This is a genomic window from Gardnerella sp. KA00288 (genome assembly GCF_049244085.1).
Classification (GTDB): Bacteria; Actinomycetota; Actinomycetes; order Actinomycetales; family Bifidobacteriaceae; genus Bifidobacterium; species Bifidobacterium greenwoodii.
The window spans coordinates 1213192-1228141 of sequence record NZ_CP058373.1 but is presented as its reverse complement, the minus strand read 5'-3'; the positions used below and the strand labels follow the sequence as shown (position 1 = coordinate 1228141).

General features: G+C 46.7%; 9 protein-coding genes. All 9 read left to right on the top strand.

Annotated elements, in window-relative coordinates:
• The first annotated feature begins 88 nt into the window (after nt 1-88).
• The 9 genes from rpoB (at nt 89) to HXT52_RS04620 (ending at nt 14798) form a co-directional block, all read left to right on the top strand.
• Nucleotides 89-3637 (top strand): DNA-directed RNA polymerase subunit beta, encoded by a 3549-nt coding sequence (gene rpoB / locus HXT52_RS04660; protein ID WP_032841565.1) that lies wholly within the window; start codon nt 89-91, stop codon nt 3635-3637.
• A gap of 82 nt (nt 3638-3719) precedes the next feature.
• Entirely contained in the window at nt 3720-7739 is a 4020-nt protein-coding gene (locus tag HXT52_RS04655) for a DNA-directed RNA polymerase subunit beta' (RefSeq protein ID WP_421775828.1), read from the top strand.
• A 434-nt stretch (nt 7740-8173) separates the two neighbouring features.
• Nucleotides 8174-9256, top strand: a complete 1083-nt coding sequence (locus HXT52_RS04650; RefSeq protein ID WP_410296481.1) for an ORF6N domain-containing protein — start codon at nt 8174-8176, stop codon at nt 9254-9256.
• Between the two features lie 170 nt (nt 9257-9426).
• A complete protein-coding gene (locus HXT52_RS04645) occupies nt 9427-9849 on the top strand; it encodes a type II toxin-antitoxin system RelE/ParE family toxin (RefSeq protein ID WP_230453930.1) in 423 nt (140 codons plus the stop codon).
• A complete protein-coding gene (locus HXT52_RS04640; protein WP_004135663.1) occupies nt 9849-10208 on the top strand; it encodes a helix-turn-helix domain-containing protein in 360 nt (119 codons plus the stop codon). Before HXT52_RS04645 ends, HXT52_RS04640 begins: the two co-directional genes overlap by 1 nt.
• Before the next feature lie 793 nt (nt 10209-11001).
• Nucleotides 11002-12789: a SpaH/EbpB family LPXTG-anchored major pilin gene (locus HXT52_RS04635; protein WP_421775827.1), complete on the top strand. Its 1788-nt coding sequence runs from the start codon at nt 11002-11004 to the stop codon at nt 12787-12789.
• Nucleotides 12790-12830: 41 nt separating this feature from the next.
• Entirely contained in the window at nt 12831-13043 is a 213-nt protein-coding gene (locus tag HXT52_RS04630; RefSeq protein ID WP_421775826.1) for a hypothetical protein, read from the top strand.
• Complete coding sequence (locus tag HXT52_RS04625) at nt 13040-13294, top strand: hypothetical protein (RefSeq protein ID WP_421775825.1); 255 nt, start codon at nt 13040-13042, stop codon at nt 13292-13294. The genes HXT52_RS04630 and HXT52_RS04625 overlap by 4 nt, the downstream gene beginning before the upstream one ends.
• Nucleotides 13295-13631: 337 nt before the next feature.
• Nucleotides 13632-14798, top strand: a complete 1167-nt coding sequence (locus HXT52_RS04620; protein ID WP_421775824.1) for a class C sortase — start codon at nt 13632-13634, stop codon at nt 14796-14798.
• Nucleotides 14799-14950: the final 152 nt, after the last annotated feature.

Sequence of the window (14950 nt, the reverse complement as noted above, 5' to 3'; positions counted from 1 at the left end):
CCAAATTTGCCGCGATTTTCTTCAGTTTTCAAATATTGATATTAACTAGCGAGTGATAAAGGAACGTCCATTGGCTGCTGAACAAGCTATGACGAGCACCACGAAAGTCATCGCACGTGCTGACGAGCATGATATTAAACTGCACAAAGCGTCAGATCGTGTGAATTTTGGCTCCATTTGTGAGCCTATTGATGTGCCATACCTCCTCGGCGTGCAAACCGACAGCTTTGATTGGTTGATCGGCTCTGAGCGCTGGAAGAAGCGCGTCGCTGAAGACGAGGCAAACGGAACTCACACCGTGCCTCATGTTTCCGGTCTTGACGAAGTCTTCCAGGAGATTTCCCCAATCGAGAACTTTGCTGAGACAATGAGCCTCACATTCTCCGACCCATACTTTGAAGAACCACGCCACACTGTGCTCGAGTGCAAGGAAAAGGATTACACCTATTCCGCTCCACTTTATGTGAACGCTGAGTTTGAAAACGGCGAAACTGGCGAAATTAAGAGCCAGACTGTTTTCATGGGTGATTTCCCACTTCAAACTCCTCACGGTACCTTCATTATTGGCGGAACCGAGCGAGTAATCGTTTCTCAGCTTGTGCGCTCTCCAGGCGTGTACTTCGACCGTGCGCAAGATCGCACTTCCGACAAGGATGTTTTCGGTGCGAAAATTATCCCAAGCCGCGGTGCATGGTTGGAATTTGAGATCGACAAGCGCGACGTTTTAGGCGTTCGCGTAGACCGCAAGCGTAAGCAGTCCGCAATCGTATTCCTTATGGCAATCGGCATGACGAAAGACGAAATTGCCGAAGCTTTCCAAGGATATCCTCTTGTTTTGGATGCGCTCGCAAAAGAGCCTATCGATACGCAAGACGATGCACTTACCGACTTGTATCGTAAGATTCGCCCGGCTGACACTGCAACTCCAGAAGCTGGCCGCAATCTTCTCGACTCCTTCTACTTCAACACAAAGCGTTACGATTTGGCTCGCGTTGGCCGCTACAAGATCAACCGCAAGCTTGGTCTCGAAGCAGACTACAGTGATCGCAGCTTGAACCGCGAAGATATTATCGCCACTATCAAATATTTGGTAACCTTACACGCAGGCGAAAAAACCTTCCCAGGTAAGCGCGATGGTCAAGACGTGCAGTTGCGTGTTGACGTTGACGATATTGATCATTTCGGCAACCGTCGTATTCGTCAGGTTGGCGAGCTTGTGCAGAATCAGCTTCGTACTGGCTTAAGCCGCATGGAGCGCGTTGTGCGCGAACGTATGACAACTCAGGATGCGGAAGCAATTACTCCACAGTCCTTGATTAACATTCGTCCAGTAAACGCAACTATTAAGGAATTCTTCGGAACTTCCCAGCTCAGCCAGTTTATGGATCAAAACAATCCATTGGCAGGCGTTACGAACAAGCGTCGTCTTTCCGCACTCGGCCCTGGTGGTCTTTCTCGCGATCGCGCTTCCATGGAAGTTCGAGACGTGCACCCATCCCACTTCGGACGTATGTGCCCAATCGAATCCCCAGAAGGTCCAAACATCGGTCTTATCGGTTCTTTGGCAACCTTCGGACGCATCAACCCATTCGGCTTCATCGAAACCCCATACCGCAAGGTTGTTAACGGTCACGTAACTAACGAAGTCGAATACATGACTGCAGACCGCGAAGCTGAGCACGTTATTGCTCAGGCAAACCAGGAACTCGACGAAAACGGCAACTTCGTTGGCACTCAGGCACTTGCCCGCGTGGACGAAGAAGAAGCAGTCGATGTGCCTGTAAGCACTGTAGATTACATGGACGTTTCCCCACGCCAGATGGTTTCCCTCGGCGCTTCCTTGATTCCATTCTTGGAGCACGACGAAGGCCACCGTGCTTTGATGGGTACGAACATGCAGCGTCAGGCTGTGCCGCTTATTAAGTCCGAGCGACCACTTGTTGGCACTGGCTCTGAATGGCGTGCAGCAGTTGATTCTGGCGACGTAATCTTGGCAGAAAAGCCAGGTGTTGTAACCTACGTTTCTGCAGATATTATTCGCGTTATGAACGACGATGGAACTCAGTCCAGCTACAAGCTTTCTAAGTTCCAGCGTTCTAACCAGACTACTTGCTACAACCAGGTGCCACTTATTAAAGATGGCGAGCGTGTTGAAGCTGGTACTGTTTTGGCAGATGGTCCTGCAACCGAAAAGGGCGAACTTGCATTGGGTAAGAATTTGCTCGTTGCATTCATGCCTTGGAATGGTTACAACTACGAGGATGCTGTGATTATTTCCCAGCGTCTTGTGCAAGACGATACGCTTTCTTCTATTCATATTGAAGAATACGAAATCGATGCTCGCGAAACCAAGCTTGGTTCCGAAGAGATTACTCGCGATCTTCCAAACGTTGGCGAAGATGCGATTGCAAATCTTGACGAGCGCGGCATTATTCGCATCGGTGCTGAAGTTGAAGCCGGCGACATTTTGGTTGGTAAGGTAACTCCTAAGGGTGAAACCGAGCTTACTCCAGAAGAGCGTTTGCTTCGTGCAATCTTCGGCGAAAAGAGCCGCGAAGTGCGCGATACTTCTTTGCGCGTGCCACACGGCGAAACCGGTACTGTGATTGCAGTTAAGGAAATCACTCGCGAAGACGCTGAAGACGACGGTGACGAGCTTCCAAACGGCGTGAACCAAATGATTCGCGTCTACATCGCTCAGCATCGTAAGATTACGCAAGGCGATAAGCTTTCCGGCCGTCACGGCAACAAGGGTGTTATTTCCCGCATTTTGCCAGAAGAAGATATGCCATTCTTGGCTGATGGTACTCCAGTTGACATCATGCTTAACCCATTGGGCGTGCCTTCTCGAATGAACTTGGGCCAGGTGCTCGAGCTTCACTTGGGTTGGATTGCTCACGCTGGCTGGGATATTAACTTGGATCCAGACCTTGAGGCTGCTTGGAAGAAGTACGTGCCGCAGGGCGCTGAGCATGGCGATCCATGCACTCCAGTTGCAACCCCAGTATTCGACGGCGTTCGCCCAGAAACTTTGAAGGGCTTGCTTTCTACAACGCTCGCAAATCGCGATGGTGAAAAGCTTGTTGGTTCAGACGGTAAGGCAACTTTGTTTGACGGTCGCACTGGCGAGCCATTCCCGAAGCCAATTTCTGTGGGCTACATGTACATTTTGAAGCTGCATCACTTGGTTGATGATAAGATTCACGCACGTTCCACTGGTCCTTACTCCATGATTACCCAGCAGCCGTTGGGTGGTAAGGCTCAGTTCGGCGGCCAGCGCTTCGGCGAAATGGAAGTGTGGGCGCTCGAGGCTTACGGTGCTGCTTACACATTGCACGAAATGATGACCACGAAGTCTGATGACGTCGACGGTCGCGTGCGAGTGTATGGCGCTATTGTTAAGGGCGATAACCTCCCACCAGCAGGCATTCCTGAATCCTTCAAGGTGTTGCTTAAGGAAATGCAGTCGCTTTCCCTTAATGTTGAAGTGTTGAACGCTGAAGGCGTTGCAATCGACATGAAGGATGAAGAGGACGACCCAGTTTCATCTTCCGACGATCTTGGCTTCAATATTGGCGCTCGACCAGATTCGTCCGCCAAGGAAGACCAGATTGCTGTTGAACCTGAATACCAGTGATTCGGTAACCGATTCGGTAACGAACACACTTTAAGAAATTAAGAAACATTAGAAAACAATTTCATGAGACAGGACGATAAGAGTGCTGGACGTCAACGCATTTGACAAACTGAGGATTGGACTGGCCACCGCCGAAGATATCCGTAGCTGGAGCCACGGCGAAGTAAAGAAGCCAGAAACCATTAATTACCGTACCCTAAAGCCAGAGAAGGACGGTCTGTTCGGTGAGCAGATCTTCGGTCCAACTCGCGACTGGGAGTGCGCGTGCGGCAAGTATAAGCGCGTGCGCTTTAAGGGAATCGTGTGCGAGCGATGCGGTGTAGAAGTTACCCGCAGCCGCGTTCGCCGCGAACGCATGGGTCATATTGAGCTTGCAGCTCCGGTAACACACATTTGGTTCTTCAAAGGTGTGCCAAGCCGTTTGGGCTACTTGCTCGACATTGCACCTAAGGATCTTGAAAAAGTAATCTACTTCGCAGCCTACATGGTTACGAAAGTCGACGAAGAGCAGCGTCATCAAGATCTTCCAGATTTGCAAGACGAATTCGATACTGAAATCGGCAATCTTCGCAAGCGTCGCGATAACGAAATCGAAGCGCGCGCAAAGAAAGTTGAAGAAGACTTGCACGAGCTGGAAGAATCTGGCGACGGTAAGGGTGCTGCAAAATCTAAGTTGCGCGCTAGTGCAGAACGCGAAATGTCTGCTATTCGCACTCGCTACGATGAGCAGATTCAACGTTTGAACGCCGTGTTTGACCGCTTCAAGGGCTTGCGTGCAGGAGACATGGAAGGCGACGTTGACTTGTGGCGCGAGATGGAAGATCGCTACGGCGACTACTTCGAAGGCTGCATGGGTGCTGAAGCTATTAAGAAGCGTTTGCAGGACTTCGATTTGAAGTCTGCCGCAGAAGAGCTTCGCGCAGAAATCGACAATGGAACCGGTCAGCGCAAGGCTCGCGCTTTGAAGCGACTGAAGGTTGTAAACGCATTCTTGACTACTGGAAACAAGCCAGAAGCTATGGTTTTGGACGTAATTCCAGTAATCCCACCAGATTTGCGACCAATGGTTCAGCTTGATGGTGGTCGTTTCGCAACTTCCGATTTGAACGATTTGTACCGTCGCGTAATCAACCGTAACAACCGTTTGAAGCGACTTATTGAGCTCGGCGCTCCTGAAATCATGCTTAATAACGAAAAGCGCATGCTTCAGGAAGCAGTCGACTCGCTCTTCGACAACGGTCGCCGCGGCCGCCCAGTAACTGGCGCATCCAACCGACCATTAAAGTCGCTTTCCGACATGCTTAAGGGTAAGCAAGGCCGATTCCGCCAGAACTTGCTCGGTAAGCGTGTTGATTATTCCGGCCGTTCCGTAATCGTCGTTGGCCCAAGCCTTCGCATGCATCAGTGCGGTTTGCCAAAGCCAATGGCATTGGAGCTTTTCAAGCCGTTCGTTATTAAGCGTTTGGTAGATCAGGGCTTCGCTCAGAATATGAAGAGCGCAAAGCGTTTGGTTGACCGCGGCGACTCCGAAGTTTGGGGCGTGCTCGAGGAAGTTATTTCCGAGCATCCTGTGCTTCTTAACCGCGCACCTACACTTCACCGCTTGGGTATTCAGGCATTTGAGCCAATTTTGGTTGAAGGTAAAGCAATCCACCTGCCACCACTTGCCTGCGCAGCATTCAACGCAGACTTCGATGGTGACCAGATGGCAGTGCATCTTCCGCTTTCTGCAGAAGCTCAGGCTGAAGCGCGCACTTTGATGATGGCTTCCGACAATATCTTGAAGCCAGCAGACGGTCACACCGTTACAATGCCTTCTCAGGATATGATTTTGGGTCTTTACTACTTGTCTACCGTAATTGAGGGAGCCAAGGGTCAAGGCCGAGTCTTCTCCTCGCTTGCTGAAGCTGAAATGGCTCTCGACAAGCATGAGATTGACATGCAAGCTAAGGTGCTGATTCGCGTTCCTTCAGACTTCGTATTGCCAAAGAATTGGGAGCCTTCCGAGCTTAAGGTTGTTGATCCTGAGCCTGGCAGCCCAGACGTTGTGCGCGAAGAGCGTTTTAAGGACGGAACTGTACTGTTTGCAACTTCTTGCGGACGCATTTTGTTCAACGGAACTTTGCCAGTCGACTATCCGTTCGTAAACGAGCAGGTGCCGAAGGGCGTACTTTCTAAGATCGTCGACGAAATCGCAACCCGCTATTCTACAGCTCAAGTTGCTGCAACACTCGACGCTTTGAAGGATCTCGGCTTTACTCGCGCTCCTTGGTCTGGCGTAACAATGGCATTCTCCGACATTGTGCTTCCTCCAAATCGCGAGCAAATTGCGCAAGATTACGAGGATCAGGCTGCAAAAATCAACTCCCAGTACGATATGGGTCTTCTTACCGATGAAGAGCGTCGTCAAGAGTTGATCAACTTGTGGACTGAATGCACCGACAAGGTTGCAGACGCAATGCGCGAAAACTTCCACGACGACAATAACGTGAACATCATGGTTCAGTCTGGCGCACGTGGTAACTGGATGCAGATTCGCCAGATTGCTGGTATGCGAGGCCTCGTGGCAAACCCTAAGGGTGAGATTATTCCTCGACCTGTTAAGTCAAACTACCGCGATGGTCTGTCCGTGTTGGAGTACTTCATCTCCCAGCACGGCGCTCGTAAGGGTCTGGCAGATACCGCACTTCGTACGGCAGAATCTGGCTACTTGACTCGTCGTCTTGTGGACGTTTCGCAGGAAGTAATCGTGCGCGAAGAAGATTGCGGCACTAAGCGCGGTCTTATGATGAAGATTGCTGATCGCGACGAAAACGGCAATTTGACGCTTGTTAAGGCTGCTGATGGTGGCCCATACTCGCGCTTGCTTGCTGCAGACGTAATTGACCCTGCCGACGGCACAACAGTTTTGGCAAAGTGTGGAGATGCGCTTTCTATGGACGTTTTGCGTGATTTGGTTGCGCATGGCGTTGAGGAAGTTAAGGCGCGTTCTGTGCTTACTTGCGAATCTAAGCGCGGCGTTTGCGCAAAGTGCTACGGCTGGTCCTTGGCTACGAGCCGACTCGTGGATGTTGGTGAGGCTGTTGGTATTGTGGCAGCACAGTCCATTGGTGAGCCTGGTACGCAGCTTACGCTTCGTTCCTTCCACTCTGGTGGTGTTGCTTCGGCTTCCGATATTACGCAGGGTCTTCCTCGTGTTACGGAGCTTTTCGAGGCTCGTACTCCTAAGGGCGAGGCTCCAATCGCTGAGTTCCCAGGCGTTGTGAAGGTTGAGGATACCGACCACGGCCGTCAGGTGACTTTGACTCCAGACGACACTACTGTTGAGCCAATCGTTTACCCTGTGACGCGTCGTGCTCCAATGCTGGTAAAGGATGGCGAGCATGTTGACGTTGGTACGCAGCTGATTGAAGGTTCTGTGGATCCTAAGAAGATTCTTCGAATCCTTGGTCCTCGTGCGGCTCAGGTGAATATTGTGGAAGAAGTTCACAACGTTTACCGTTCTCAGGGCGTTGATATTCACGACAAGCACATTGAGGTTATTGTGCACCAGATGCTTCGCCGTATTACGGTGATTGATTCTGGTGACACTGAACTTCTTCCTGGTGAGCTTGTGGATCAGGCAAAGTTCCGCGAGGCAAACTTGGCTGCTGTTAAGAACGGTGGCAAGCCTGCTGCTGGTCGACCAGAGCTTATGGGTATTACCAAGGCTTCTTTGGCTGCGGATTCTTGGCTTTCTGCCGCATCCTTCCAGGAGATTACGCGCGTGCTTACTGAGGCCGCCTTGAGCCAGAAGGAAGATGACCTTAAGGGCTTGAAGGAGAACGTTATTATCGGTAAGCTCATCCCAGCTGGTACTGGTTTGGCGCGTTACCGCAACGCTAACGTTGAGCCTGATCCTCAGGTGCGCGACTCCATTTACCCTAACTTCGGTTTGGGTGGTGCGGATAGCACGCCTTCGAACTTCGGTGAGAGCGATATGGGCGATGTTGACTTCTCCAACATTGATTTTGGCGACATGAAGCTCGGCGACGACTTTAATCCAGATGACTTCCTTGATGATCAAGGCGGTCAGGGCGATTATGGCGACGAAGCTGAGTGATTGCGATAATCTGATATAAATTGGGGCTTCAAGCTTTCGGGCTTGAAGCTCCTTTTTGTTACTGGCGCAGTTGGTGTTCTGCGCGCGTGTCTCTTGCGTAATCTTACGTAACTACTTATTTTCGTGCGTTCAATACCTTTTTCGTGCGCTCAATACCTTTTATCCACAATGCGTTAATCTGATTGCGAAATTATTGTCAAGTCGAATAACCTCAGTCGTATGATTGCAGCAAATACTAGTACTATCAGCATGGTTTCAAGCGCTGAACAAGAGCATCGATGCATCATACCTATTAATTCAGCTCAAAGACTAATAAATCTACGCACGATGTTGTTTATTTGTTACTGGCGCAGTTGATTTAAAAAAGTTACGCAGTAAAAGTTACGCAGTGCGTGGCGGATTGGAAAAGATATTTAGATAATGTTGGGGGCATTATGGCAGAAGAGAATAAAGAGATTGTTGTAATAGATGGAACTACGCTTAAAAGTAAGATTCACTATATAAGAAATCAAAAAGTTATGCTTGATTCGGATTTAGCTGAAATTTATGGTTATGAGACAAAAATGTTTAATAGACAGGTCAAAAGGAATATTGAAAAATTTGATGACGATTTTATGTTCCAATTAACCGATGAGGAAGTATCTGAACTTTCAAGGTACCATTTTGGCACCTTGAACGATGGGCAAGTATCTGAACTTTCAAGGTCGCATTTTGCGACCTTGAACAAAGCGCAAGGTAGAGGCAGTAATATTAAATACAAGCCCTACGCCTTTACAGAACAGGGAATCTATATGCTTATGACCGTATTAAGGGGAGAGCTGGCAGTTAAGCAAAGTAAGGCTTTAATACGAATGTTTAAGCAGATGAAAGATTTCATTATTGAAAATAGAGACTTTCTTAGCTCAAAAGAAATGGCGCAACTGTTATTGCAAACAAGTCAAAATACAAATTACATAATGCAGCATCCAAAAGAAATAGCAAATATAAATGATAAAATTAGCACCTTTGCAACAAAAGAAGATCTGAAAAAGGTAATGGATAATTTTATAGATAGTAACACCTACAAGCATTTTCTTTTGCTGAATGGAGATAAGATAGAAGCAGATGTTGCCTATACAAAAATATATAAGTCAGCAAAGAAAAGCATCTATGTTATAGATAATTATATAGGGCTTAAAACATTGGAACTCTTAAGGGCTGCAAGAGATAACATGCAAATCATAGTTTTTAGCGATAATGTAAGAAATAAAGATATGCTTACGAAAAATATTTTAGATGATTTTAGAAAAGACTATCCTAATATAGATTTGAATTTGAAGATAGCTGATAAAAAATACCATGATAGATATATTGCAATAGACTTTGGGGCAGAAAATGAGGCCTTTTATCTTTGTGGAGCATCATCAAAGGATGCAGGAAATAAAATATCAAGTATTACCAGGATAGAAGAATCGTCGAAGGATATGTATCATACAATGTTTGCTGGAATGTTAAACAATAAGAATTTGAAAATTTAATACACAGAGAACAAAGTAGATAGTTGTATGAGCTTTAAGCAAGACGGTAGAAATAAAAATCTATCGTCTTTTTAATTACTGCAAATTAGAGAACGCGTGTGTTCTGCGTTAGTGGCTGATTTTGGTTGTTTTGGGACATGCGTGCAGATTGGCGACTGCGTTAGTAACGTATGGTTGCTTGTTTTGACAAGATGTATACAAGAGATTATGCTATATATAACATAAAACAGGGGGTTGGGGAATTGTTTGATGTGATTTTTTACAGTGATAAGGATGGTGATAAGCCAGTACGTGAGTTTATTAAAAGTTTAGATGTTAAGTTGCGAGCAAAGGTGGTTTCGGATTTGCGTCGTTTGGAGATGTTAGGAAGCGACGCAAGAGAGCCGCTTAGTAAGCATGTTGGCAACCATATTTTTGAGCTTCGCACTATTTTAGGTAGCAACATAGTGCGTATTTTATACTTTTTTGATGCTAATAAAATTATTGTTGCCACCAATGGGTTTGTTAAAAAGCAGCAGAAAACTCCGCGTAGTGAAATATTGGTAGCTATGCAGAGAAGGGCTGAATATTTTAATAGAAAGATGGGCTTGTGATGGAAAAGCAAGAGTTGCAGGGAATGCAAGTGGGGCAGGGAACGAGTGCAGTACAGGAAACGCGAATGAATGATTTGCATGAACTCACGGACGAGCTTATGAAGGATCCCGAGTTCAAGAAAGAGTATGATGCGCTTCAGTCGGAAAGAGACTTGACTATGTCGCTTGTTATGGCTAGAAAAAAGGCTGGTTTGACTCAGGCTGAGCTGTCGGAGAAGACAGGTATAAGTCAGTCGGATATTAGCAGGTTGGAAAATGGTTCGAGGAATCCGACTATTGCTCTTTTGAATCGTATTGCAAGTGCTTTGAACGCGACTTGCAGGATTGAGTTTGTGCCGAATGTGCGACAATCTGCTTGAGTGCTGCGATTTAGCGCTCAACTTGCCTTGTACTTTCCAAACGAACTTGTTGGAAATTCTGACAGGTTGACTTTTCGTTAGGAATATAAAGAAAGCACAATCGTGTGCGCGCTTGCGCGTAAAGCCCACTGGGCTTTACACAATATGCAAGCGCTATCGCATTGGGTCGCTTTTCGCGCTACGCTTAAGCGAAAAGCGAGTCAATTGTATTTGTATCTTATTGGATTATTGCTCGGCAGATTACGCTTTCTTAAGAAATAAAGAAAGCGTAATCGTGTGCGCTCCGACGCTGAAAGCACACTGTGCTTTCAGCATTGAGTCGTCGCTACCGCATCGATTTGCTTTTTCACGCTACGCTTTGAGTGAAAAAGCAAGGCGATGCGACACGCCGTTATTTGGTTTTGAGAAAAAAATAAAAACGCGCAAAAAGCGACTGAGCTAGTAATTTGACACCTCCAAACCCATTGATTTTTAACGATTTTTGTACCGGGGGGGGGGTAGATGCTCAGAAATATAAACATTTGACTATGTTATACTTCACGTTATTTTTCGTCTAATTATCAGCTATTATTGTATTTACTCATGGTTGAGCGTTATCGCACAATTGCGAAAAATAGCTGAATGATGAAGGTTGAAGTTGTATTCTGCATTCGCATCGTGTGTTTACAGTCGTGCGTCTGCGTTGATGCAGTTGTTACAACATTATAATCTTTTTTGTTTGGTCTACGATCGGCCTTTTTGAGTCTAAATAAAGAGAATAAGACGATTAATTGATTTATTGAAGAGAGGGAATATGCGTCTAAAGACTTTAAAGTTAAAGCGCGCTGTTGCCGTATTAGCCGCGACCTGCACACTCGGAACGTGCTGCGTTGCAGGCTCCATTGCCTGGGCTGCTGGTGAGCAGGATGCAGGTGCAAACACCGGAAACATCGATGCTAGTAAAAAAGACAGCGGTACTTCTATTACTATCCACAAGTACGATGGTGGTATTTCCAAAACCAAAGCTACAGGTACAACGCAAACTGTTTCAGGCAGAAATCAAGTTAAAGGTGTTGAGTTCAAAATCTGCAAGGTAACTCTTGCAACTGGTAATAATGCGGATGAAAAGAAGATTGATTTGTCTACACCTGAAGGCTGGAAGAGAATCAAAGACATTCAGGATCTCGACCCTTCTTCTCCTACGAAGAATGCAGATTCATTCTTAAAAGCCCCGAAAGGCGGCACTGCTAAATTTGCGCTCAGTACTGACTGCAAGACACAAACAACTGGTGACGATGGTTCCACCAAGTTTGATGGTCTTGCCGAATCGCTTTACTACGTTGAAGAGTCTGACACAAAGGATGCTCAAATTAAGGATGGAGATAAGTGGAAGTCTGTAACTGTTACAGGCAAGGTTGATCCATTCTTCATCACAACGCCTTTGCCTCACAAGACTGAGAATTCATGGGAATGGTTGTACAACGTCGATGTGTATCCAAAGAATGATACCAGTAACGACCTTCCTACCAAGACACCAAAGGATCCAACCAAGCTTTATGTTGCTGATGACGGAAGTACTATCATTCCATGGGATATTTCTATTCCTTTAGTGCCTCCTTCTGACAACCAGAGTTATAAGCATATTGGATTCGTCGATTCCCTTCCTGAAGGTTTGACGTATGCTGGCTTAGATGAAGCTAACGTTAAGCTTGCTAAGAAAGGAAAGGCGAAAGACTCTACGGCAAGTGATGTAACGCTTCAAGCTGCTGACTACACTGCTACTCCTTCTTCAGATAATAAAAAAGTAACGTTTAGCCTTACTGATTCTAGGTTGGCAGAAATCAACAAAGATTTCAAGACCAATACTTACGTTCTGAAGGTTACTTTAAAGACTAAGGTTACTAAGGGAACAAAGAACTTCACTAACTTTATTACTGGCTGGATTGACAACAGCAAGATTGGTGATGGTGATCAGGATCACCCATGTGTTCCAACTGAGCAAAATCCATGCGATAAGAACCCTCACGGTACTTCTCACTTTGCTACCTTGAAGATCACCAAGGTTAATGATGCTGATACTAAAGAAAAGGGCAAGAAGCCATTAAAGGATGCAGAGTTCACTGTTTATCCAGTTAAAGAAGGTACAAAGATTGCCGATGTTACAGGTAATGCTGCAACTAAGGCTACTATCGAGGCAAAGCTTGATAAAGGTACGGACGATGCCAACGCTATCAAGCTTAAAGCAACTGATGATAATGGTGTAACAACTGCGGACTTGTTCATTGGCAATGGTGATGATGCTAAATCTAAGATTTACTGCGTTGTTGAGACCAAGGCTCCTGCCGGCTTCAAATTGAATGAAACCCCAACTTGCTACGATGTTAAAGTAGAAACCAAAGAGGATGTAAAAGCAGGTTTTAAGAGTGACAACGCTCATGAGATTGTCAACTCCACAGCCACCGAACTCGACAAGATTCTTGGCAACTTGCCTATGACCGGTGCTCGCGGCTTGGTGATTTTGACGGTTTGCGGCATTGTTGGCATCGCTGGCACGCTCTTCTACATCGTGATGAAGCGTCGCAAGGAGCAGGAACAGGAGTAAAACTCAATCGGCTGGCTGAGTGACTTAGTTGGCTGTGTGGCTTGAACGATTGTTCAGCTGATTTGGCTCTGCCGGTTGCACAGTTTGGTTTCGAAACAAGCTATGCAACCGGTTTGAGCGGATTAGTTGTGCAGTTATTCAGTTGTGTGGATATTCGTGTGGTGAGATTTGAGGTTTTCGCACTGAGTGAGGGATGCTCGCGCGCTTTGACCGAGCTTGAAATCAATGGGATTTCAAGCTCCGTCAAAGCATGATTTGGCATTTAAAGCACACCATGCTTCACATGCTAAATCAGCCGAACGGCTATGCTGCGGATTATGCGCGGAAGCAGGTCGGAGCTCAAACGCCGGAAATCTCCGTCAAATGTTTCCGAACAACGCAAAAACGACAACAAACTCCGGATATTCCTCAGCAAATGTTTCCGAAGCTTTGCAGTTTTGCTCTGCTGAAGTTGCTTCTGAAGCTTTGCATCATTGCTTTGCAGGCGCTGATTCCTGTTGATTAGCGGACACTAGCATTTATGCTGCTGCACACACCACACCAAGCACTCCTACCACACAACAAAACACTAGCGGTTTTACTAATAGTGGGAGATAGGAATTGCTTGTCGAGCAATATAAAAGCGGAACGATAGTAATAATCTTGTTGATAAATACTATTTTTGCAGAAAAAGTAAGTAAAAAAACTAAACTCAACTACGCAACCGCTAAGTCCAAATAAGGTATAAGAGCGGAGCGCTGCGAGATAAGTAATTCCTATCTCACACAGCCACTCCAGAAACCTGCCAGCCAAACGCCAGTCAAAATTCATAGCCAAAACTCAAGAATGTCGAAAACAAAATCGTGAGAAAAGAAAACCACCCAAACTCGCGCAACAACGCAAAAAACTGGCACTTCTCTAAGTCCTGTATAATCCCCGCTTTGCTGTTGCTCGCGTCGTTTGCGTCGCTTATTTATCCGCATGCCGCCATGTGGCTGAGTCAGTATCACATGTCGGAGGTTGCGGCTGAGTACGCGAAGCTTATTACGCATGCGGTTCCTGCTCCGCACGAGCAGTTGCGCCGCGCGCGCGAGTACAATCAGAAGCTTTCGTCTGGCGCTATTTACGAAGCGAATACGAATATTCCAACTTCGCATGGAGAAACGTCGGATGCTAGTCAGGACTATTGGGATCAGTTAAAAGCTAACGATGATGGCCTTATGGCTCGTCTTCGTATTAAGAAGATTGATCTTGATTTGCCGGTTTACCACGGCACGGAGGATGCCACTCTTCTGAAGGGTCTTGGCCATTTGCGTGGAACTTCGCTTCCGGTTGGAGGAAAGGGCACGCGCTCGGTTATAACCGGCCACAGGGGTCTTGCTAGTGCGGAAATGTTCACGCGTCTTGACGAAATCGTTAAGGGTGACACTTTTACGATTGAGGTTTTCGACGAGATTCTTACCTATAAGGTAGTTGACAAAATCGTTGTGAACCCGGACGAAACGAAGAAGATTGCGGCTGTGCCTGGCAAGGATTTGGTGACGCTGATTACTTGCACGCCTCTCGGTATTAACACGCAGCGCATTTTGGTGACTGGTGAGCGAGTTGTGCCAACGCCTGCTGCGGATAAGGCGCTTCGTGGCAAGAAGCCGGATGTTCCGCGATTCCCTTGGTGGGTTTTGGGATGCTTTGGAAGCTTGTGCGTGGTGGGCGGCTACATTTGGTGGGCTGGTTTGCCGGTTAAGAAGAAAAAGAAGGAAGACGAAGAAGATAGTGCGAAAGATAGCGAGTCAAGTAGTGCGAAAGATAGCGCGAAAGATAGCGCAAAAGATAACGCAAGTAGCGCAGTAACTAGCGTTGCAACTAGCGCTGTACGCAGAGAAAATCTTGCGCGTGAGGAAGCTAGGGCGATTGCGAATCGGCCAAAAAAGAGGCCGAAGGTCAAAAAGTCTAGCTCGCGTAAGAAACGTAAGAGGGGCAGTCACGGCGAAAAGACGTTCGACTGGCTTATAAACATTCTCGGTTTATAAGCGATTGCGTATAGCAACAAAACTGAATACTAAAACTGAATATTAAAACTTAAAAACTAAAGCTTAACAACAAAACTTAATATCAAAACTTAATATCAAAACTTAAAAACAAACTTACGTTGCCGCGAGGCTACGTAAAGCGCGTAAAACAA

Coding starts and splice junctions, on each gene's coding strand:
- rpoB (WP_032841565.1), top strand. CDS start 89: ATGACGAGCACCACGAAAGTCATCGCACGTGCTGACGAGCATGATATT.
- HXT52_RS04650 (WP_410296481.1), top strand. CDS start 8,174: ATGGCAGAAGAGAATAAAGAGATTGTTGTAATAGATGGAACTACGCTT.
- HXT52_RS04645 (WP_230453930.1), top strand. CDS start 9,427: ATGGTTGCTTGTTTTGACAAGATGTATACAAGAGATTATGCTATATAT.
- HXT52_RS04640 (WP_004135663.1), top strand. CDS start 9,849: ATGGAAAAGCAAGAGTTGCAGGGAATGCAAGTGGGGCAGGGAACGAGT.
- HXT52_RS04635 (WP_421775827.1), top strand. CDS start 11,002: ATGCGTCTAAAGACTTTAAAGTTAAAGCGCGCTGTTGCCGTATTAGCC.
- HXT52_RS04625 (WP_421775825.1), top strand. CDS start 13,040: ATGATTTGGCATTTAAAGCACACCATGCTTCACATGCTAAATCAGCCG.